The sequence below is a fragment of the Flavobacterium sp. GSB-24 genome (assembly GCF_027924665.1).
Classification (GTDB): Bacteria; Bacteroidota; Bacteroidia; order Flavobacteriales; family Flavobacteriaceae; genus Flavobacterium.
In genome coordinates this window covers 3,068,790-3,090,657 of record NZ_AP027043.1, presented here as the reverse complement: position 1 = coordinate 3,090,657, position 21,868 = coordinate 3,068,790, and the positions used below count along the sequence as shown (strand labels likewise).

Below are 21,868 nucleotides of genomic sequence, written 5' to 3'. Positions count from 1 at the left end.
AGTGGATTATCTCATAATAGACAACCAGCCTTTTTTAACCGTTCCATCTCCAATGGTTATCACATAAAAATAAGTACCTGTTGGCAGCATATCTCCTCTATTAACAACTCCGGATACATTTGCTGTACCGTCCCAATCATTTTCATAATGCACTTTGCTGTACACTAATGCTCCCCATCTGTTGAATACTTTCAACTCGTTGTTTGGATGAGTTTCAATACAATCAATTCTGAATAGATCATTTTTCCCGTCATTGTTTGGCGTAAACTCATTGTAAACTGTTAAACAAATTGGTACTAATGTAACCGAAGCTGAATTGTTAGAAGCATCAACATCTAAAGGAGTTGAAATTTCTACAGCTGCAACGCTTGTGTAATTTCCATTAGGCAATACTTCTGCAACAATTGTCAATACTACGCTTTGGCCAGCATTTAAACTTGGTATTGTCCAAAGTTGTGTATTCGGATCATATGTTCCTGAAGTTGCAGATGAACTTACTAATTCTAAACCGCTTGGAAGTAAATCACTAACTATAGTATTTATGAAATCTCCTTCTCCAACATTGTTAACCGTTATAGTAAAGGTTACTTGATCGCCAAAATTTGGAGTCGGGTTATCTACTGTATGCGTAATTGTTAAATCTGAACAGCTTGTAACACTAACATTTAATGTTTTAATTGTTCTTTCATCACAATTGTTAACATAAGCAACGGTAACTGTTCCAGGTCCAATATCAGACCAAGAAACTGTAACAGATCCGTCAGATGTACCACCACCAGTAATTATTGTTCCTCCGTTAACTGTCCAAACATAATTAGATTTTCCATTTGCGATTGAATACGTTACTCCTTTAAATACACATGGAGTATCATCTGTAGTTGCTATTTGAACTGCAGCATCATTTTCGAATGCTATAGTAATTCCTAATCTTGGTCCGTTATCACAACCATTAAAGGTATTTGTCAATGAACTTGCGTAATACGTTGTTGCTGTAAGCGGCGTATTTGCTGCTAATGGTGTTCCTCCTGTTGCACTAGTATAGAAAACTACATTTGCTTCGTTTACTAAAATATTAGCTAACGTTGGAGCTGCATTCAAACAGAATGTTTGAGTCGTTCTTGGCGTTGTAACTACACTTGGTGTGTTTACATTTACTGTTACTGCTAATCTAGCTGGGTTTTCACAACCAATAGCACTAGAAACCGCACCATAGTAAGTACCTGTTGTCAATGCTGTTGCAGCTGGAATTGCTGTTCCTCCTGTTGGTGTGCTGTACCAAACTACATTTGCTTCATTTACTTGAATATTCGCCACTGTTGGTGAATTTAAAGTACAGAAATTTTGCGTTGTACTAGTTGTTGTTGGTGTCGCACTTGGATTAACAACTGTAACTGTCACTTGTAAACGTGTTGTGCTTTCGCATCCTGTTACAGCGTCTACAATATTTCCGAAATAAATTCCAGAAGTAAGAGCTGTTGTAGCTGGTATTGCAGTTCCGCCTGTAGCAGATGAGAACCAAGTTACATTGCTTTCATTAACTTGAATGCTGGCAACTGTTGGTGCATTTGCAGAACAGAAAGTTTGAGCGGTATTGTTAGTTGTCGGATTTATTGTGTTTCCAACTGTTACTGCTACTTGCAATCTCACACTGCTTTCACAACCTGTTGCAGGATCTTTTATAGCTCCAAAATAAGTTGCTGTTGTCAAAGCGGCTGTCGAAGCTAAGGCAGTTCCTCCTGTTTGAGTTGTATACCAAACTACGTTGCTTTCGTTCACTTGAATGTTAGCAACTGTCGGATTTGTTCCTGAACAGAAAGTCTGTGCTGCAGCATTTGTTGTTGGTGTCGCTGGATTATTCACAATTACATCAACTGTTAATCTAGCAGCGCTTTCACAGCCAGAAGCTGGATCTAAAATTGCTGCAAAATATTGACCTGTCGTTAAAGCTGTTGTAGATGGAATAACTATTCCGCCTGTTAAAGCTGTGTACCATACAATATTAGCTTCATTAGTCTGAATGTTTGCAAATGTAGGTGCATTTACCTGACAGAAGTTTTGTGTTCCTGCTGTTACCAATGTTGGTGTCGCCGGATTATTTACAATTACATCAACTGTTAATCTTAAAGCACTTTCACAGCCAGAAACTGGATCAGAAATTGCTCCAAAATATTGTCCTGTTGTTAAAGCTGTTGTAGATGGAATAACTGTTCCGCCTGTTAAAGCCGTGTACCATACAATATTAGCCTGATTCGTTTGAATACTTGCAAATGTAGGAGCATTTACCTGACAGAAGTTCTGCGTTCCTGCTGTTACCAATGTTGGTGTTCCCGGATCATTCACAATTACATCAACAGTTAATCTTGCAGAACTTTCACAGCCAGAAGCTGGATCTAAAATCGCTGCAAAATATTGTCCTGTTGTTAAAGCTGTTGTTGATGGAATTAAAGTTCCTCCTGTTAAAGCTGTGTACCATACAATATTTGTTTCATTTGTCTGAATGCTTGCAAATGTCGGTGCATCTTCCTGACAGAAGTTTTGTGTTCCTGCTGTTAACAATGTTGGTGTCGATGGATCATTTACAATTACGTCAACTGTTAATCTTGTAGCACTTTCACAGCCAGAAGCTGGATCTAAAATCGCTGCAAAATATTGGCCTGTTGTCAAAGCTGTTGTAGATGGAATTAAAGTTCCGCCTGTTAAAGCTGTGTACCATACAATATTAGTTTCATTAGTCTGAATGCTTGCAAATGTCGGCGCATTTACCTGACAGAAGTTTTGTGTTCCTGCTGTTACCAATGTTGGTGTCGCCGGATTATTTACAATTACATCAACTGTTAATCTTAAAGCACTTTCACAGCCAGAAACTGGATCAGAAATTGCTGCAAAATATTGTCCTGTTGTTAAAGCTGTTGTTGATGGAATAACTGTTCCGCCTGTTAAAGCTGTATACCACACAATATTAGCCTGATTCGTCTGAATACTTGCAAATGTAGGAGCATTTATCTGACAGAAATTTTGTGTTCCTGCTGTTACCAATGTTGGTGTTCCCGGATCATTTACAATTACATCAACTGTTAATCTTGCAGAACTTTCACAGCCAGAAGCTGGATCTAAAATCGCTGCAAAATACTGTCCTGTTGTTAAAGCTGTTGTTGATGGAATTAAAGTTCCTCCTGTCAAAGCTGTGTACCAGACAATATTAGTTTCATTAGTCTGAATACTCGCAAATGTCGGCGCATCTTCCTGACAGAAGTTTTGTGTTCCTGCTGTTACCAATGTTGGTGTTGCTGGATCATTCACAATTACATCAACTGTCAATCTTGTACCACTTTCACAGCCAGAAACCGGATCAGAAATAGCTGCAAAATACTGTCCTGTTGTTAAAGCTGTTGTTGACGGAATTAAAGTTCCTCCTATTAAAGCTGTGTACCAGACAATATTAGTTTCATTAGTCTGAATACTTGCAAATGTCGGTGCATTTACTAAACAGAAGTTTTGTGTTCCTGCTGTTACCAATGTTGGTGTTCCAAGATTAGTAACTGTAACCGTTACGGCTAATCTTACACTGCTTTCGCAGCCTGTTACAGCGTCTGTTGCTGCTGCATAATAAGTACGGCTTGTTAAAGCTGTAGTCGAAGCAATTACATTTCCTCCTGTAGGTGCATCGTACCAAACAACATTGCTTTCGTTTACTTGAATACTAGCAACTGTTGGCGTATTAGATAAACAGAAATCCTGAGTATCGTCTGTCGTTGTTGGTGTGTTTGGATCACTAATCATGATTACTGCATCTTGCAATGTTCCTGCAAGATTTTCACAAGTATTAGTACTTGAAACAGCTACATAATATGTAATTGGACTCATTGCTTTTGTTAGTCCTACAGCTGTAAGAACGCCCGCAGCATCTATTGTATAAGTTACATTATTAATAACTGCACCATTTGTAATTGGCTGCGTTTTGTTAGCATCTAAATACCAAGTAAATACAGGTGCTGTTAATGAAGGTGCTGTTGGTGTTAATGATGCTGGTAAACTATGGCAAATAGTTAAATCATCAACCAAAATATCATTTACTGTTGAAGGAGGCAGAATTGTGAATGTAATTTGTTTTCTATCTGCTGCTGCAGTTTCACAAAATTGATCTGAACTCACTCCAACATAATATGTATAAGTTCCCGGAGCTAATCCGTTTACTACTAATTGAGCTGTTGTTTCGCCAGGAATTAACACGCTTGTTGTTCCATTAAAGCTGTACCATGCATAAACTGGATTAGTTAAAACAGGCGTTCCGCTTAAACCAGTTGCTAAAGTTACAGTTCCAGACACAGAACAAACTGAAGTTGCTGTTCCTCCGTTTAAAGTGATATCAGTTAAAGCATTTACTGGAGCAGAAGCTTTTACTTCAACTGTTACTTCCCCTCTAGCAAAACTTTCACAGCCATAACGTACTGGCTGTACATAATATTTATAAATTCCTGCAGCTAAATTTGCTGGTATTGTATAGGTAAGACCTGTAGCAAGCGGATTTCCTCCAGTTTCAGCATCATACCAAATATAAGTTGAACAGGCTTCTTCTGGAATTTGAAGTGTAATGTCTGTTCCTGGGCAGACCGTAATTTTATTTTGAGGATCTGCTCCAATAACTGTTGTGTTTGCTGTTCTTTCTACAGTATGAACTCTTAAGAAATCTAATACTCCCGCAACACCTCCTAAACGAATTCTTACTCGGTCGTAAATTTCTGTTGGTGAAGATACCAGTACCATTGCCAAAGAGTTACCTGGCAGCAATCTTATGCTTAATAAATTACTCGTATTCTGAATTGGAGCTCCAACGGCAACATTCCCTAAATAACGCTGAATTGTAAATCCAGTAAGTAAATTAACATCTAAAAGCGCTCCAGGTTTAGAAATTACTATTCTTAGCGAGTCACTCACTACAGATGGAGTTTTAAATTGCACTGTTAAATCAGCCGCTGCTAATGCACCAACGCCGCTATACATAGTTGCAAAAGTTGTTACATCATTATCTGCGACATTCCATGCATCACTTACTCCTACTGCAGCCGTTACAGCTCCCACAGGAAGACCTAAGTCGGTCGTTCCGTAAAAAATATCCTGAATATCTCCAGGCGTACAAGCTACACTGGTAACTTGTCTATTATAGTGTGCATCAAAAACTTTTGTGTTTTGGGCAACACTTACAAGTGAAGCTGACTGGATACGAATTCCATCATAATCTTGTGGACCTGATGCATCTGAAGGAACAAAAGTAAATTCATAAGTATTATCTCCTGAAATTAAATTTAGTAGAGATCCAGATACTGGCTGCATTGCTCCGATATCAACTCCTCCAATAGTTCCGACTACAGATAGATTTTGACCCACAGCCAATAAACTGTATTCAGATCCAAGTTTAACAGTTACTGGCGTTCCTTTTGTTACAGTACTTGCCCAAGTTAAATTTTGCCATGTTGTACCAATTCCTAAAAGACCTAATCCTGTAGTAATTGTTGAAAATGTTTGTGGATTTCCATCGATAGCATTTGCAGGATTAGAAACTGTCCCAGTAATTATATTTCCAGTTGACTGAGCATTTGCATACACTCTCTCTGCTAATGTTTGGCAACTGCTAAGATCGATAACATTAATTATTTTTGTTGCAGTTGCTGTACAAAATCCATCATTAGCAACAGCAGTGTAAGTATAAACTCCTGGTGTATTTAAAACACCAGTTGTAAATGTAGGTCCTGTTAATGCATTTCCTTGTGGATCAAACCAAGTAATTGTTCCAGTTGAAACTGCTGCTAAAGTAACATTTGAACCAACGTTCACAGATTCTTGAGGACTAGTTACAACTAAACTAGGTAATGCTCTAATAACTACTGCTATAGTAGCTCTAGCAGAAGAACATGTATCAGTATTCAACTGAGCTTCAACTGAGTAATTTCCGCCAACGGTGATATTAGCTGCAGCATCAGCAGTTATAACATTATTTGAAGGATCATAGAAAGTATAAGTTGTATTTCCTGATGAATCAAAATTAGTAATAGCATTTCTTAAATTAGCACTTCCACAACCTTCGAGTGGAGTTGCAATTACATTTAAAGCTGTAGTTGAAGGAGCAGTAATAGTAACTTGTTTTAATGTTCCGTTCACATTCTCACAAGTACCTCCATTCAAAATAGAAACAAAATAATTGTAAGGAGCTCCCGTAGTAGTTAAACCTGAGATTGTAAGTGCTCCAGTAGTAGCATCTTTTACAAATGTTGCTCCCGGCTGAGTTGCTACTGTTGTTCCTGTTATTATTTCCTGAGTTTTATTTTGATCTGTATAATATCTAAATTGAGCTCCAGCAATAGTAGAAGTCGGTGCTATAACAGCTCCACCTGCGCAGGTAGCTTCAATAGGTGTTGTAATAACAACATCTGCATCAGTAGGAAGCGGTACAACCGTAACTGTAACTCCCTGACGCAAACTATTTACACAAGTTCCTCCACGTGTTCCTTGTAAATAATATGTTGTAGTAGAAGTTAAAGGAAGAGTTGGATTAACCGCTACAATATTTCCTCCAGTTGGTGCATCATACCATGTAAAAGTTTCTGTTCCTGTAGAAGCAGCTGTTAAAGACGCTGTTTGTCCTGCACAAATTGGAGTCGATGCTCCAGTTATTGTCGCATTCGGGAATCTATAAGAAGCCTGATAAATATATAAATTTGTCAATAGTGAAACCCCTGCATTATATCTTACTTCAACTCTATCAAATGGTGCTGTAGCAATAATACTAGCTTTAAACCTATTTCCTGAGAGTAATTGAATATTAATTAAATTATTATTGATTGCCGTTCTGTCACTATTATAAGTGGCTCCATTAAAAGTCGCTAAACTTATAAAAGATAATGCACTTACATCGAGCACACCTCCTGGGACCTCTAATTCAACATCAATAATATCACCAGTCTGACCTGGATTACCAAAAATTAATTGTTGTTCGATATATCCTCCAGTACCAATAGGAACAGAAAGCTGAGCATATGTACTAATATCTCCATCTACAGAATTATTCGGATTTGCAACAGAACATAAAACACATATCGCTGGATTAAAGTCTGTTACCTGAGTTCCTGCCTGCAAACATGTACTTGTATTAGCAATCACAATTACATTTATAGCCCCTCTCGTTGGGTTAGCACAATCAGTCGCTATACTTGAAGCCTCCACATAATACGTTTGGTTTGCAGTTAAAGCTGGACTTGGTGTATATGATGTAGTATTAGATGCTAAGACATTCCCGCCAGTTGGCGCATCCAGCCAGTTGTATCTAACTCCAGCAACAGGATTAGAAACTGATAATGTTACTGTTTGTCCAGATTGTATAATAACATCTGACGAAGCAAAAGTTGGAACGGCTGGAATAGGGCTAATAGTTAATGGTACAGCAGTACGTGTTGGTGTTGAACAACTTCCAATAACAGCCTCCACATAGTAAGTTACATTTGCTGTTAAAGCAGGTGTGGTAAAAGATGTACCAGTAAATAATAAATTCCCTCCTGTTGCATCATCGTACCAATTGTAAGTAGTACCAGCAACTGGAGTATCAACTGTTAATGTCGTTGAACGCCCACTACAAATTGTGGATGGAACTGCTGTAACAACAGGTAATACTGGATTAACTATTGATATAGCAACTGGAGTACGCTCGCCATTCACACATCCGTTTCTCGTTATTTCAACATAATAAGTTGTTGGTACAGTTATAGCAGGAGTTGTAAATGCTGCAGTAGATGCCAACGAAGCTCCGCCTGTAGCAGCACTATACCAATTAGCAGTTTCACCTACAGCAAGCGAAGCTGTTAATGTTGTTGTTTGACCACTACAAACACTTGTGTCTCCAGTAATAGTTGGAGCCTTATATCTGTAAGTTGCCTGATAAATATCTACGCTAGTTAATACTGTTGCCAAACCTCCCAATCGAATTTCCACACGATCAAAATTTGCTCCAGCAACAACACTGGCTCTAAAACGATTACCACTTAATAGTTGCAAAGTAATTAATGGATTATTAATTGCAGTTCTATCATTATTATAAGTGGCTCCATTGTAAGTTGCCAAATTAACAGCTCCTAATAATGCAACGTCTGCTAAACCGCCAGGTAATTCCAACTCTACATCTACAATATCACCAGCTTTACCTGGATTTGTAAATTGCAAAGTCTGCTGTATCCAGCCATTAATTAATCCAACAGGAACTGTAAGTCTTGCCGCTGTTGCAGGATTCCCATCTACAGAGTTATTAGGATTTGTAGAACTACACAATAAACATAAACCGTTTTGTGTGGTAGATTGACTGCTTGCTTCAAGACATCCTCCTAAAGCTGCTGGTTGAACCGTTACTGTAACAGGAACTCTAGCTGCGCTGACACAATTTCCGTTTGGACTTTCTGCTTCAACATAATATGTTTTTGTAGCAGTTAAAATTGGTGTAATAAAAGTAGCTGTATTCGTTGCAACTGCCGTTCCGCCTGAAGCCGCTTCATACCAATTTAATTGTACTCCTGGTTCAGAAGTAGTTGCGTTTAAAGTTGCATTCTGACCCGATTGAATTGTAACACTTTGTGTTAAAACTGTTGGAGTCGCAGGTACTGCTGTAGAAACAACATTTACTTGCGCACGCGTTGGGCTAATACAGCTTCCAATAGAGGCTTCTACAAAAAATGAAGTTGTCCCTAAAGAAACCGTTGGAGAATAGGTAGTTCCCGTTGCTAATACTGTACCTCCGCTCGCTGCAGAATACCAAGTATAAATAGTTCCAGGCACAGCATTTAAAACTGACAATGTCGTTTGCTGTGTTGGTCCTGTAGAACAAACCGTAAGTCCGGTATTATTAATTGCCGGTGCAACCGGATTAGAAACATTTAAAACCACAGGGACGCGAACATTTCCTTCGCATCCTGCAACTCTAGATATTCCTATATAATAAGTAGTTGTAGTTGTCAAAGCAGGAGTCGTATAAGTATTTCCTGTTGCCAATGGTGTTGTAGAAGCCGCAGAATCATACCATGCAAGAGTAGTTCCTGCTGCCGGAGTCGCAGTAAGAGTGGTTGGAGAACCAGCACAAACTGTTTGCGATAGACCACCAGTTACCGTTGGCTGAGCAAATTCTAAACGAATATCATAAATCCTCAAACTCACCAACAAACTTAATAGTCCGCCGACTTGAACTTGAATTTGATTCGCATCACCTGTCAAAGTGTATCTTGCGACTGCAACTGTGTTACCATTTAACAGGTTTAGGTTCAGCAGCGGACTGTTTAAAGGCACGCTGGAACCTACATTGACACCTGAATTTTTTGCCTGAATAGTCGCGTTCGCTAACAAACTCACATCCAGCAAGCCATTACCCGTGCCAAAGTAAATAGCAATTTGATCTCCGGCCCTCGCCGTCTGATTCAAGGTTACTGTTTCTTCAACAAAGCAACCTACACCAACGGCATTCGTCAAAGTTGCGAATGTCGTTAAGCCAGCGCTGTCATAAGCATTGGCAGGACTACTAACATTTAAACCTACACACAATAATCCACCTTGACTATTAGTTTGAGACACAGGTCTACAAATAGTCTGAGAAAATGCATTAGTGCATAAAAAGAATAAAGTTAAAAGTCCTAATAATCTCTTTTGAAGTTTGAGATTACAAAAAGTAAAATTTTTTTTCATAATTTGGAAGATTAGAAAATGGACAATAAAACACCTCTCGCAGTAAGTGCAAGCACCTACGCAATTAAACAATCAGTTAAAAATCAAATAGTTAAAACAAAATTTAAAATCTTAAAAAAAAAGTTTCAAATTATGTTTATTAAAAAAATTATGTTGAATTCGACATATCAAAATATGTCATAGAACATATCTTATCTCGAACAGATAAAAAACATTCTAGTTTTTGTGAGGAAAAATGATTATAGTCAGTTTTCCTAGAGGAGTGATTTGTTGCAGGTCTAATTTTCATAATGAAAATTTTTAGTTGAAGCAGAATTGGGGAATTCTGTTTTTGTATAATTAAATCGAATTTTCTAAGAAAGTTGATTAGTCATTCTGAGATTACTTAAACAAAAAAGATATTTAAGACTTGAAATAATTATAACAATATAAAAGATTACAGCTCTTTCCCAAGCCACCGAAATGGATAGAAAAGACACGGTAATAGAATATGTGGAGTTTTAGTTAAAAAATTAGATTTAAAAATCGCATAACGATTCATCTCATCATTATTAAGACGAAGTAAGCTTAATAGAATAAAAACTAAAGCTAAAATAAAATGAACAACTAAAGTAAATTTGATGAAGAAAGTAATTGTCAATTCCATAAGCAGGTCTATTAAGTTATAAATAATTGTAAATTTCTATCTCAATAAAACATAATTTGAATAATAATTTTAGAAGTATGAAAAACTATTTTTTATCGTTATGTTTTTGAAAAAATACCAAAGCAAAACTTTGTTTAACTTTTGTATTCTAAAATTAGAAAAAACAGAAACACAAAACAAGTGTAAAATTCTTATGTTTCACCTTTAAAAAGAAAAACAAAGAACCTTCAAACCTTTGAAACATCAGAAAAACCTACTATTTTAACATTTTTATGATGTAAAAAATTTCCTAAATAAAAGTTAAACAAAATATGTTAAAAAACAAAATTGAAATATTAATCTTACATTTATTAAAATTTTATCGACAAAATTATCCGCAATATAGACCAACTACATCTAAAATTTGAAAATCGCTTGTAAATTACTAAAATTTTGAAAGATTCAAAAAAAACAGGTAGAAGTACGCGTAAAATTTTAAATTAAAGTTTAAACAAAAGTTAAAAAGAAGCAAAAAAGGCAAACAATTAACAATCAACTGTTTGCCTTTTCAAAATCGATATACACTAAATTTTAGTAAACTACGACTCTATTATTGTATTAATCTGATTAAATAACTGGCCATCACTTAAAAATGCACCCTGTTTTATCAATTCAAAAATTGAACTATTTCGTTCTTCAGTAAATACCTTTTTCCCTACTTTCATTTCGATGTTATCAGTAAACATATTATCACTTAACCATTGAAGTCCCTCTTTAGTTAAAAAATCAGTTTCAGGAGAAAGCGATTTTAAAACAATTGATTTTATGTAAGTATCAAAACAATGAAACAAAAAGATATGATTTTTTGAAAAGTGTTCTAGATATTCAGCTCTAGTTAATACGCCTTCCCAAATTAAATCTGAAAAAACATCAAGTTCCTGCTCAGCAACTTCAGGTTTGTTAATTTTAAGCTCTTCCCATTCTTTTCTATCAATTGCCTGCGTTGCTAAAAAACTTGCAAATTCTGCATGCAGTTCATCAAATTGTTCCTTTGTTAATCTTGCGTATTTCATTTCTTTTTTAGGCTTTATGCTTTACGCTGTACGCTAGAAGCAATATGCTTTAACCATCAACATCAAGTCTAATAATTAATAATCATTTCATTAAACAAAAAAATCCCGATTTACATCGGGATTTTAGTATAGATTTTAAAACTATTACTTTTCAGCAATAATTTCGTATGGTAAGTCAACGATTACATCTCTATGTAAACGGATACTTGCGTTGTATTTTCCAGTACGTTTAACGATACCGCTAGTGATGAATTTTCTATCGATAGCATTTCCAGATTTCTCTAAAGCTTCAGCAATATCGATGTTAGTGATAGAACCAAAAAGTTTCTCTCCACCAGCTTTTGCAGTAAGTTTAATTTCAAGAGCTTTTAAAGTTTCAGCTAATGCTTTTGCATCAGCAACAATTTTAGCTTCTTTATGTGCTCTTTGTTTTAGGTTTTCAGCTAAAACTTTTTTAGCAGAAGGAGTTGCTAAAGTAGCAAAACCTTGAGGAATTAAAAAGTTACGACCGTAACCAGGTTTTACAGATACTACATCATCTTTAAATCCTAAGTTTTGTACGTCTTGTTTTAAAATAAGTTCCATGTTGTTGTCCTTATATTTTAGAAGTTAGGTTCTGTTTCAACAGAAACCAGCGACTAGAGTTTTTAATTATTTTAATAAATCGGCCACGTATGGCATTAAAGCTAAGTGACGAGCTCTTTTTACAGCTACAGAAACTTTTCTTTGGTATTTCAATGAAGTTCCAGTTAAACGACGAGGAAGAATTTTTCCTTGCTCATTAACGAATTTCAATAAGAAATCAGCATCTTTATAATCGATATATTTGATTCCTGATTTTTTGAAACGGCAATACTTTTTAGTTTTGTTAGTTTCAATGTTTAAAGGCGTTAAATATCTGATATCTCCGTCTTTTTTTCCTTTTGCAGATTGCTCTATTGTAGACATAATAATTAAGCTTTAGTAGATTTTAATTTTGCTCTTCTTCTTTCCGCCCATGAAATAGCATGCTTGTCTAAACTTACAGTCAAGAAACGCATAACTCTTTCGTCACGTCTAAATTCAGTTTCAAAAGCAATTAGAACTTCTCCAGATACTTTGAATTCGAATAAATGGTAAAAACCACTTTTTTTGTTTTGGATTTCGTAAGCCATTTTTTTCAGACCCCAATCCTCTTTCGATACCATTTCAGCTCCTCTACTAGTAAGAAATTCTTCAAATTTCGTTACTGTTTCCTTCACCTGAACCTCAGATAAAACGGGATTTAAAATGAAAACAGTTTCATAATGATTCATAAATAAAAATTTTATTTGTTAAAATTGGGTGCAAAAGTAATGATTATATTTATATATACAACACTTTTTTCCTTTTATTCGTCATAATGCAAAAAATATGCGCTCATTTTAGTTTTTTTTCCAAAAAAATAATACATTTACTACTGCTATCCTGAATTTATTCTAAATGTAAATGTTATGAAACTAAACTGTGTTGTTGTAGATGATAGTTCTATACAAAGGACAATTATTGCCAAATTGGTTAATAATCACCCAGGCTTGCATTTAATTGGTGACTTCTCTAATGCTATTGAAGCGAAAAGCTGTATCTCTTTAAATAATATCGACTTAATATTCCTTGACATAGAAATGCCTGTTATTAATGGTTTTGACTTCTTAGACGGCCTAAAATCAAAACCTCAAATTATATTCATTACTTCTAAAGCTGAATATGCTTTGAAAGCTTTCGACTATGATGCAACAGATTATTTACAGAAACCTATTGCGGTAGATCGTTTTAACGCCTCTGTTAAAAGAGCAATCGACATGCACTTGCTTAAAAAAGATGTCAAAGAAGAAGAGGGTGAACATATTTTCATCAAAAGTAATCTAAAAAAACTTAAAATTTTCACTTCTAAAATTAAATGGATTGAAGCTTTTGGAGATTACGTAAGAGTTGTGACAGAAGACGACAGCAATCTTGTTCTTTCAACAATGAAGTCTTTCGAAAATGATTTGTCAAAAGATAAATTCATTCGTGTGCACAAATCCTACATTATTAACATAGATAAAGTAGAGCGCTTTAACAGCAAGTTTGCTGAAATTGGGATAACCAAAATACCGTTAAGCCGTAACAAAAAAGAAGATTTAGTAAGAGCTCTTTCTACTTCTTCTTAATTATCATTAATAGAAATCTACATTACTCACAACTTTTATAGCTCGGTATTGAGCCACGGCCTCAAAACTATTCAACATTTTCTGAATAGTTTTTTTTGTGTTTCCGAGATGGAGGTTTTGCGGAATCTTAATTAAAATAGTCCTTATATACTCATTTCGAATTCTGCTGATAGCAGGCTCTTCTGGTCCTAAAACAGGCATTCCTAAATTTTGGCTTAAAACCTGATACAACCACATTGATCCTTCTTTTAGTTTATCAAAATCCTTGTGTTTTAAAGTCAGTTTTATAATTCTGAAATAAGGCGGATATTTATAAATCTGTCTATCATACAATTGCTCTTTATACATACCCATATAATTATGGTTTGTAACTTGCTGAATTGTATTATGGTTTGGATTATAGGTTTGAATCACTACTTTTCCTTGTTTTTCAGACCTTCCGGCTCTTCCGGCAACTTGAGTCATCATTTGAAAACTGCGTTCAAAAGCCCGAAAATCTGGATGATGCAGCATATTATCTGCATTCATAATTCCAACCAGACTTACATTATCAAAATCCAGTCCTTTGGCCAGCATTTGAGTTCCGACCAAAATATCAATTTCTCGATTTTTAAAGGTGTCAATAATCTTTTCAAAACCATATTTACCACGAGTTGTATCCTGATCCATTCTAGCGGTTTTAGCCTTCGGGAAAAGAGAGATTAACTCCTGCTCGATCTGCTCGGTACCAAACCCTTTTGTAGTCAAATCAATGCTGGAACAGCTATGACAATTAGTAGGCTTCGCTATAGAATACCCACAGTAATGACAGCGAAGCTGGTTTTTATGTTTATGATACGTCAAACTCACATCGCACTGCTGGCAATGAGGCACGTGACCGCAAGTCAAACATTCTATTATGGGAGAATATCCTCTTCTGTTTTGAAACAAAATTACTTGTTCGCCTAAAGATAAAGCTTCAGCAATTTCCTCTATTAAAAGATCACTAAAATGACCTGTCATTCTTTTTCTGAAATGTTTGTCTTTTAGGTCAACCAAAACAACTTCGGGCATGCGAACATTTTTATAACGTTCTGTAAGCGTAACCAAACCATATTTTTCATTTTGAGCATTAAAATACGTCTCAATACTTGGAGTTGCAGAACCTAAAAGAACTTTAGCATTATGAAAATTTGCTAAAACAATTGCCGCATCCCTTGCGTGGTATCTCGGTGCTGGATCAGTCTGCTTAAAAGTCTGCTCATGTTCTTCATCAACAATCAGCAGGCCTAAATCATTAAAAGGCAGAAACAAAGCTGACCTTGCTCCTATTACAATTTGTGCTTTCTCTGAATTTTCGAGTGTTTGCTTCCAAACCTCAACTCTTTCATTATTACTGTATTTCGAATGAAAAACTGCAACTTTATCTCCAAAATGAAGCCTTAAGCGTGAAACTAATTGAGTTGTAAGCGCTATTTCTGGAAGCAAATATAAAACCTGTCTTCCCGTATGAAGATACTCTTCAATTAATTTAATATAAATTTCCGTTTTTCCACTTGAAGTTACACCGTGAAGCAGACAAACTTCTTTTTCAGAAAAACTTTCTTTAATTGCCGTAAAGGCATTTTGCTGCGCTTCACTTAACTGAAGTTCTTTTTCAGATTTTTCTCCGTTAAACGAAACGCGATCATGTTGCAGATAATACTCCTCAAAAATTTCATTTTTAACCAGAGTTTTCATAACAGCCGAAGTGCAGCCTGAAACTTCTACTATTTTTTTCTCGGTTACAGGTTTCTTTTCTGAAGCGCTAATTTGAAAATAAGCCAAAACAATTTCCTTTTGTTTATTACTTTTCAAAACTTCAAGCAATTCTTGTAAACCTCGATCTGTTTCGTATTGCTGATGCAATTTCACATAGCGAACCAATTTTGGCTTATATGTTTCTTTTATTTCTTCTTCTAAAACTATAATATCTCTGGCGATTAATTTTTGAAGAATTGGCAGAATATTTTTTCGATTTAAAATTGAAGCAATTTCCTGAACTTTAAGCGAACTCTGATGTTGCAGCGCTTCATAAATCAAAAATTCATCGTCAGAAAGTTCGGAATCATTGACAATAACTTCTGGTTTATGTGAAACAATTGTTTCACTTTCTAACAATAATCCAGTTGGAAAAGCTCCACGATATACATCACCAATTCCACACATATAATAGTTAGCAACCCAAAGCCAGTGTTTGATCTGTGTTTCGGTTGCTATTGGCTTTTCATCTAAGATTTGGTGAATTTCTTTTGCCTCATATAATGTTGGTGCATTTTCATGTATATCCAGAACAAGCGCCGTATAGATTTTATTTTTACCAAAAGGCACCGCAACCCTCATTCCTTTTTTAATAAAATGGAATTCTGCCTCAGAAACGCGATATGTAAAGGTTTTTGCTAAAGAAAGCGGTAAAATAACTTCTATAAAAAACATGCAATTATATATATGAGTGGAAAATTACTTTTTTCCTAAAGATTTTTGAGCCAAATACTCATCAACCAATTTTAAAGTATGATTTAAAGATTCTGTATTAGTCCAATCTTCGTGACCTGGAATAATATAAATTGGATTTTTAAATTTTGACTTTACTTTACCTATTGATTGCTTCCATTCTTTTACATCAGAATCTCCCAAATAACCTAAATCTTTGGCATCGGCACTCTTAATAAAACAGCCTCCGTAAAGCACTTTTTCTTTCTCAAACCAAGCTACAATATTATCTGATGCGTGTCCTTTTCCTGGATAATAAACTTCAAAAGTATACTGCCCGACTGTAAAAGTTTTATCATTCGGAATTATAAATTCTGCTCTTGGTTTGTTTTCTTTTTTAAGAATATCATCCGTTAATTTTATAGTATAAGTTTTGATTCCTTTTTTTCTATAAAAATCTAATCCGCCAGCACGATCATCATGAGAATGTGTGGCAAAAAGCATCACAACCTCTTTATGATGTTTTGTTTTTATACTATCCAATAACGGTTGAAACTGAGTTTTATCCCAAGGCGCATCAAATAACACAACACCTTTGTCTGTAACCAGATACATGGCATTGGCAGAAATTTTTGTTCCCTGATAATCACTAAAAGTTCTATAAACATAAAAGTCACCTGTAAGATGACTTATTTGTAACGGCGAATTCTTAGATTGTGCAAAACTATTTGAAGCTATGACTAAGAATAAAATTATTGAAGCTAATTTTCGCATTATTTTGATTTAATTTTTCACACGTGTCCAATACTGTGTTCTTCCCATAATAGAAACTCCCACATAACCACGAAGTTTTAATTTATCTGCAGATTCTAGTGCAATATAACATTTGTATTTTTTACCGCTTGTTGGGTCTAGAATTGTTCCTCCGTTATATTCAGAACCATCTTTCTTAAGGCCGTTAATAATAACCATTCCTAAAATAGGTTTATTTTTTTCTACGCCATCACATTTAGTACAAAGATCTTTTTTATGACTTTCACGAAGAATTTCTATAACTTTTCCATAAACTTTTCCTGATTTTTCGTAGATTTCTACAATAGATTTTGCTTCACCTGTTTCGTCATCAATGGTCTTCCATTTTCCAATTACACTTTGACTTTGCATGGTCAGGGCAAAGAAGAACACTCCGATAGTTAGCATCAAATTTTTCATATTATTTTTCTTTTTTTTGTTTTAATTTTCTGATAGAAGCATTCAATTCGAACCCTAAAAGCAGAATCATACAGTTTATCCAAATATAAAACATTAGAATTAATAATGTTCCAATAGAACCATAAAGTTCGTTATATTTTGAAAATTTTATAACCCAAATCCCAAAAAAGAACGAAGATATAACAATTAAGATCGTGGTAAAAACAGAACCTATACTTATAAAAGGAACTTTATTATACTGTTTTGTTCCATAACGCAATAATATTGAAGATGTTATCAAAATCATTAAAATAACAAATAAATATCGTCCTAAAATAATCAGAGGAATCCTGTCACTTAAAACATCCTGAATGATCGTTTTTTGAATGAATACCTCAAAAACAACAATTGTTGCCACTGTCACAAACAAAATAATCGTCATAACAAGCGAAATTGCCAATGCAACCAAATACTGACTAAAAAAACCACGTTTATCAAAAACGTGTTTAGAAGATTCAAAACCGCTTAAAATTCCGTTAATACCATTTGCCATTAAAAAAATAGAAAGCAAAAATCCAGACGATAATAAGCCAGAGTGACTATTATTTAAAATATCGCTGATAATTTTACTAATCGCATCGTATGTATTTGGAGGGACACTCTGCTGCACAAACTGCAAAAAATCTTCCTGAAAATTGTCTATCGGAATAAACGGGATCAAGTTTAAAATAAACAGCGCAAAAGGAAATAAAGCCATAAAAAAGCTAAAAGAAACCGCACTCGCATGATATGAAAATGCTCCTTCAAGAATTCCTAAAGTATACATTTCAAGCAAATCATATAATGAGAAACCTTCGAGCCAAGGCAGCTTTATTCTTTTTAAAAGTCGGGCCAGGTTGCGTATTACAGGCAATTTTTCAATCCGAGCTTCTATCTCCTGCGACATATTTTTTTTGATTTTAGATTGTTGAGTTTAGATTTTAGACTGCAAACCTAACTCATAACTTATAACTCAAAACTCCACTAAAAAGCTTTTAAACTCAAATCCATGTTGTAAACTGAATGTGTTAAAGCGCCAGATGATATATAATTGACACCACAAAGAGCATATTCGCGAATTGTTTTTTCGTTGATATTTCCCGAAGATTCTGTCTGGCATTTTGTACCAATCAATTTTACTGCCGTTTTTGTGTCTTCGTAATTAAAATTGTCGATCAAGATTCTGTGAACGCCGTCACTCAACAAAATTTCTCTGATTTCATCTAAATTACGAGCTTCAACAATAATTTTTAAATCGAGATTGTTTTCTTTTAAATATTCTTTTGTTTTCGAAATTGCGCGCGTAATTCCGCCTGCAAAATCAATATGATTGTCTTTTAGCATTACCATGTCATAAAGCGCAAAACGGTGATTTTCTCCACCTCCTATTTTTACCGCCCATTTTTCAGCCGCTCTAAAATTTGGAGTTGTTTTACGTGTATCTAATATTTTAGCACCAGTTCCTTCTAAAAGCTGAACATATTGATGAGTTTTAGTAGCAATAGCCGACATTCGCTGCATAGTGTTTAAAACTACTCTCTCAGCTTTTAAAATAGACTGCGAACTTCCCGAAACTTCAAAAACAACTTCGCCATATTCTACATGCGTTCCATCTTCGATAAAAGTTTTTACTTTTAATTTTGGATCTACATGTTCAAATATCATTTTGGCGACTTCAACTCCGGCAATTATTCCCTGATCTTTTACCAATAATTTAGCCTGACCGTGTGCAGTATCTGGAATACAGGCAAGCGAACTGTAATCACCTTTACCAACATCTTCTCTAATGGCGTTGCTTATCAAAAGTTGTAATTCTGCTTGAAATTGGGCTTCACTAATCATTTTTCTATTTTTAATAAGATGCTAAATTAGGATATATTTTATGGATTTGAAAGTTTACTTTCTGCAAAAAGTTTCTTATTAACTTAAATTTATATTTAAATCGCCTATTTTTTTAAACACATAGGAACATAGATTTTTGCAGACTTTTAAAAGAAGTTCACTTATATAAATTCACATAGCAGCGCTTATAAACTATGTGTTAGAATCTAGATTTTTTTAAAACTTTTTATTGAATGTTCCTATAAAAACCTATATCTCTATGTATTAATTTTTCTAGCACAATTTACGTCATCAATTAAAAACATTAAATATCTTTGAGGTTCAATCAAGCAAAATCTATGGGGTTAATTAAAGACATTTATTCGGTTTCTTTTTACGAAAAATTTAGTCAGGCTGTCGCCGAAGTCCATCCTTCATTCAACAAACAAAAATTTATTGAAGCAATTTACGAAGACGATTTTGCTCAAAAAGAATGGAAAGAAAGAATGAAACACACCACAGTTGTGTTACACCAATTTATGCCTCAAAATTTTCCTGAAGCTGTTTTTGTAATTGATAAAATCATCGAAAATCTCAAGAAAAATAAATTTACTGAGGGCAATCTCGCATTCATATTCTTTGCAGATTATATCGAAATGTACGGTTTAGACGATTTTAAAACCTCAGCAAAAGCCTTTGTTTCGATAACACAATTTATAAGCTGTGAATTTGCTGTTCGTCCTTTTATTTTAAAGTATAAAGAACAAATGATTGACGAAATGGTAAAATGGTCACTTCACGAAAATCATCACGTACGAAGATTAGCCAGCGAAGGTTCACGCCCGAGATTACCGTGGGCAATGGCTATTCCGTTTTTAAAAAAAGACCCTTCTTCTATTCTGCCTATTTTAGAAAATCTAAAAAACGATCCTTCAGAATATGTCCGCAGAAGCGTAGCCAATAATTTAAATGATATTGCAAAAGATAATCCGCAGATTTTGCTCGAAATGGCTTCGAGATGGAAAGGTCAAACTAAAGCAACTGACGGAATTATAAAACATGGATCCAGAACATTATTAAAACAAGGTCATCCGGAAATTTTAAGCCATTATGGTTTAGAAAGCACGAATATTGAACTTTCGTCTTTTAAAATTAAAACACCGACCGTGAAAATTGGAGAATATCTGCAGTTTCAATTTCATCTCAATAATAAAAATGAAGAACCCAAAATGATTCGTTTAGAATACGCCGTTCATTATAAAAAAGCAAAAGGGCATTTAGCTAAAAAAGTTTTCAAAATCAGTGAAAAGGTCTATCATCCAAATCAATTAACTAAAATTGAAAGAAATCAGTCTTTTAAATTAATTACAACGAGAGTTTTTCATACAGGAAATCATCAACTTTCGATTATAATTAATGGAACTGAAAGTGAAGCTTTAGAGTTTGAATTGATTGATTAAAAAAAACAAATTTCGCAAATAATCAAGTTTTAGTCGTCTAGTTTGTCATTTCGACGAAGGAGAAATCTTCGAAAGAAACTCGACAAAGATTGAATTCTCGTTGTGGAACTACTTGTAGAGATTTCTCCTTCGTCGAAATGACAAAAAAACATCAAAACATCAAAATCAACTGAGAATGTACATCGCAAACAACAAGCTCCAGCGGAGCGAAATAATATCGCTCCGCTGGAGCTTTACTATTGGGATATTCTTTTTCTATAAATATTTCGTCCCGCTGGGACTACATTCATCAACTTAATTTAATAAACAAATAAAAACTTAATAAACGATTTTCCTTACTTTTATAATTCGAAAATCCAATAATAACTTTTCTTAACCTAAATTAAGTTACAGATTTCTATCACAACTGTAATTTTGTTTTCAAATCAAATCAAAATACCACATGTCAAATATCAGTTTAATTATCGAAGAACGTGCTGCCAATATCGGCAACTTTATGGTAGGCCGTTTATTGCCTTTCCGTGAAAAAAGAGCTGTTGGTCCATTTGTTTTTATCGATCATATGGGACCTGCACATTTAAGCGATCATGAAAATATGGATGTTCCGCCGCATCCGCATATCGGACTTTCGACTCTTACTTTTTTGTTTGAAGGAAGCATTATGCATCGCGATAGTTTAGGAACAGAATTAGAAATAAAACCCGGAGCTGTAAACTGGATGACCGCCGGAAAAGGAATTGTTCACTCAGAAAGAACGCCTGAATATTTAAGACATTCAGACAAAATGCTCCACGGATTACAGATTTGGGTGGCGCTTCCGAAAGAATTGGAACAAATGGATCCGAATTTCACTCATGTTGAAGCTGATGATATTCCAGCTTGGGAAGAAGATGGCGTTTCGTACAAATTAATTGCCGGAGAAGCTTTTGGCAAAAAATCTCCCGTTCCTGTTTACAGTCCGTTGTATTTTATTGAAATTAAAAGTAAAGAAGCTAAGAAGATTAACATCGGACATCATTTATTCGGCGAAAGCGGTTTGTATATTTTAGAAGGAAGTATCAAAAGCGGCGAACACGTTTACGATCCAAAACAAATCTTGATTACAAACGACAGCACACTTTGTGAGTTTGAAATTGCCGAAAACTCTACAGTTTATATCTTTGGCGGACAGCCATTTCCTGAAGAACATTTCATCTTTTGGAATTTTGTTTCTTCGGATAAAAACCTCATCGAAAAAGCAAAAACTGACTGGACAAACCAAACTTTCCCGAAAGTTCCTGGCGAAACAGAATTTGTTCCAATACCAGAACCAAGAATCAAATAAAT

General features: G+C 34.9%; 13 protein-coding genes. 3 read left to right on the top strand and 10 right to left on the bottom strand.

The features are described 5' to 3' along the window. Nucleotides 1–6: 6 nt before the first annotated feature. The 5 genes from QMG60_RS13330 to rpsF form a co-directional block, all read right to left on the bottom strand. Nucleotides 7–9,711, bottom strand: a complete 9,705-nt coding sequence (locus tag QMG60_RS13330) for a gliding motility-associated C-terminal domain-containing protein (protein WP_281865240.1) — start codon at nucleotides 9,709–9,711, stop codon at nucleotides 7–9. A 1,224-nt stretch (nucleotides 9,712–10,935) separates the two neighbouring features. Beyond that, a complete protein-coding gene (locus QMG60_RS13325; protein ID WP_281865239.1) occupies nucleotides 10,936–11,409 on the bottom strand; it encodes a DUF6495 family protein in 474 nt (157 codons plus the stop codon). Nucleotides 11,410–11,553: 144 nt separating this feature from the next. Next, nucleotides 11,554–11,994 (bottom strand): 50S ribosomal protein L9, encoded by a 441-nt coding sequence (gene rplI, locus QMG60_RS13320; protein ID WP_134141799.1) that lies wholly within the window; start codon nucleotides 11,992–11,994, stop codon nucleotides 11,554–11,556. A gap of 66 nt (nucleotides 11,995–12,060) precedes the next feature. Then, nucleotides 12,061–12,357, bottom strand: coding sequence for a 30S ribosomal protein S18 (rpsR, locus tag QMG60_RS13315; RefSeq protein WP_002987043.1), 297 nt, complete (start codon nucleotides 12,355–12,357; stop codon nucleotides 12,061–12,063). A gap of 5 nt (nucleotides 12,358–12,362) precedes the next feature. Continuing rightward, a complete protein-coding gene (gene rpsF / locus QMG60_RS13310; protein WP_041518692.1) occupies nucleotides 12,363–12,704 on the bottom strand; it encodes a 30S ribosomal protein S6 in 342 nt (113 codons plus the stop codon). Nucleotides 12,705–12,881: 177 nt separating this feature from the next. Between rpsF and QMG60_RS13305 the strand changes: the two genes are divergently transcribed. Further along, nucleotides 12,882–13,580, top strand: coding sequence for a LytTR family DNA-binding domain-containing protein (locus tag QMG60_RS13305; protein ID WP_057118467.1), 699 nt, complete (start codon nucleotides 12,882–12,884; stop codon nucleotides 13,578–13,580). 6 nt (nucleotides 13,581–13,586) lie between these two features. Here QMG60_RS13305 and priA read toward each other — a convergent pair whose 3' ends face one another. The 5 genes from priA to nadC form a co-directional block, all read right to left on the bottom strand. Beyond that, nucleotides 13,587–16,034, bottom strand: a complete 2,448-nt coding sequence (priA, locus tag QMG60_RS13300) for a primosomal protein N' (RefSeq protein WP_057118468.1) — start codon at nucleotides 16,032–16,034, stop codon at nucleotides 13,587–13,589. Nucleotides 16,035–16,058: 24 nt separating this feature from the next. After that, nucleotides 16,059–16,805 carry a subclass B1 metallo-beta-lactamase gene (bla-B1-FLAV, locus tag QMG60_RS13295; RefSeq protein WP_281865238.1) on the bottom strand — a complete coding sequence of 249 codons (747 nt, stop codon included), beginning with the start codon at nucleotides 16,803–16,805 and terminating at the stop codon, nucleotides 16,059–16,061. A gap of 9 nt (nucleotides 16,806–16,814) precedes the next feature. Continuing rightward, complete coding sequence (locus tag QMG60_RS13290) at nucleotides 16,815–17,243, bottom strand: DUF2147 domain-containing protein (protein ID WP_281865237.1); 429 nt, start codon at nucleotides 17,241–17,243, stop codon at nucleotides 16,815–16,817. A gap of 1 nt (nucleotide 17,244) precedes the next feature. Beyond that, the gene (locus QMG60_RS13285; RefSeq protein WP_057118471.1) at nucleotides 17,245–18,168 is read right to left on the bottom strand and encodes a YihY/virulence factor BrkB family protein; all 924 of its coding nucleotides are present in this window, start codon (nucleotides 18,166–18,168) and stop codon (nucleotides 17,245–17,247) included. 77 nt (nucleotides 18,169–18,245) lie between these two features. Beyond that, a complete protein-coding gene (nadC, locus tag QMG60_RS13280; RefSeq protein WP_281865236.1) occupies nucleotides 18,246–19,103 on the bottom strand; it encodes a carboxylating nicotinate-nucleotide diphosphorylase in 858 nt (285 codons plus the stop codon). Between the two features lie 338 nt (nucleotides 19,104–19,441). Here nadC and QMG60_RS13275 point away from each other — a divergent pair, with 338 nt between their 5' ends. Then, the gene (locus QMG60_RS13275; RefSeq protein WP_281865235.1) at nucleotides 19,442–20,542 is read left to right on the top strand and encodes a DNA alkylation repair protein; all 1,101 of its coding nucleotides are present in this window, start codon (nucleotides 19,442–19,444) and stop codon (nucleotides 20,540–20,542) included. Between the two features lie 442 nt (nucleotides 20,543–20,984). Continuing rightward, the gene (locus QMG60_RS13270) at nucleotides 20,985–21,866 is read left to right on the top strand and encodes a pirin family protein (RefSeq protein ID WP_281865234.1); all 882 of its coding nucleotides are present in this window, start codon (nucleotides 20,985–20,987) and stop codon (nucleotides 21,864–21,866) included. The last annotated feature ends 2 nt before the right edge of the window (nucleotides 21,867–21,868 follow it).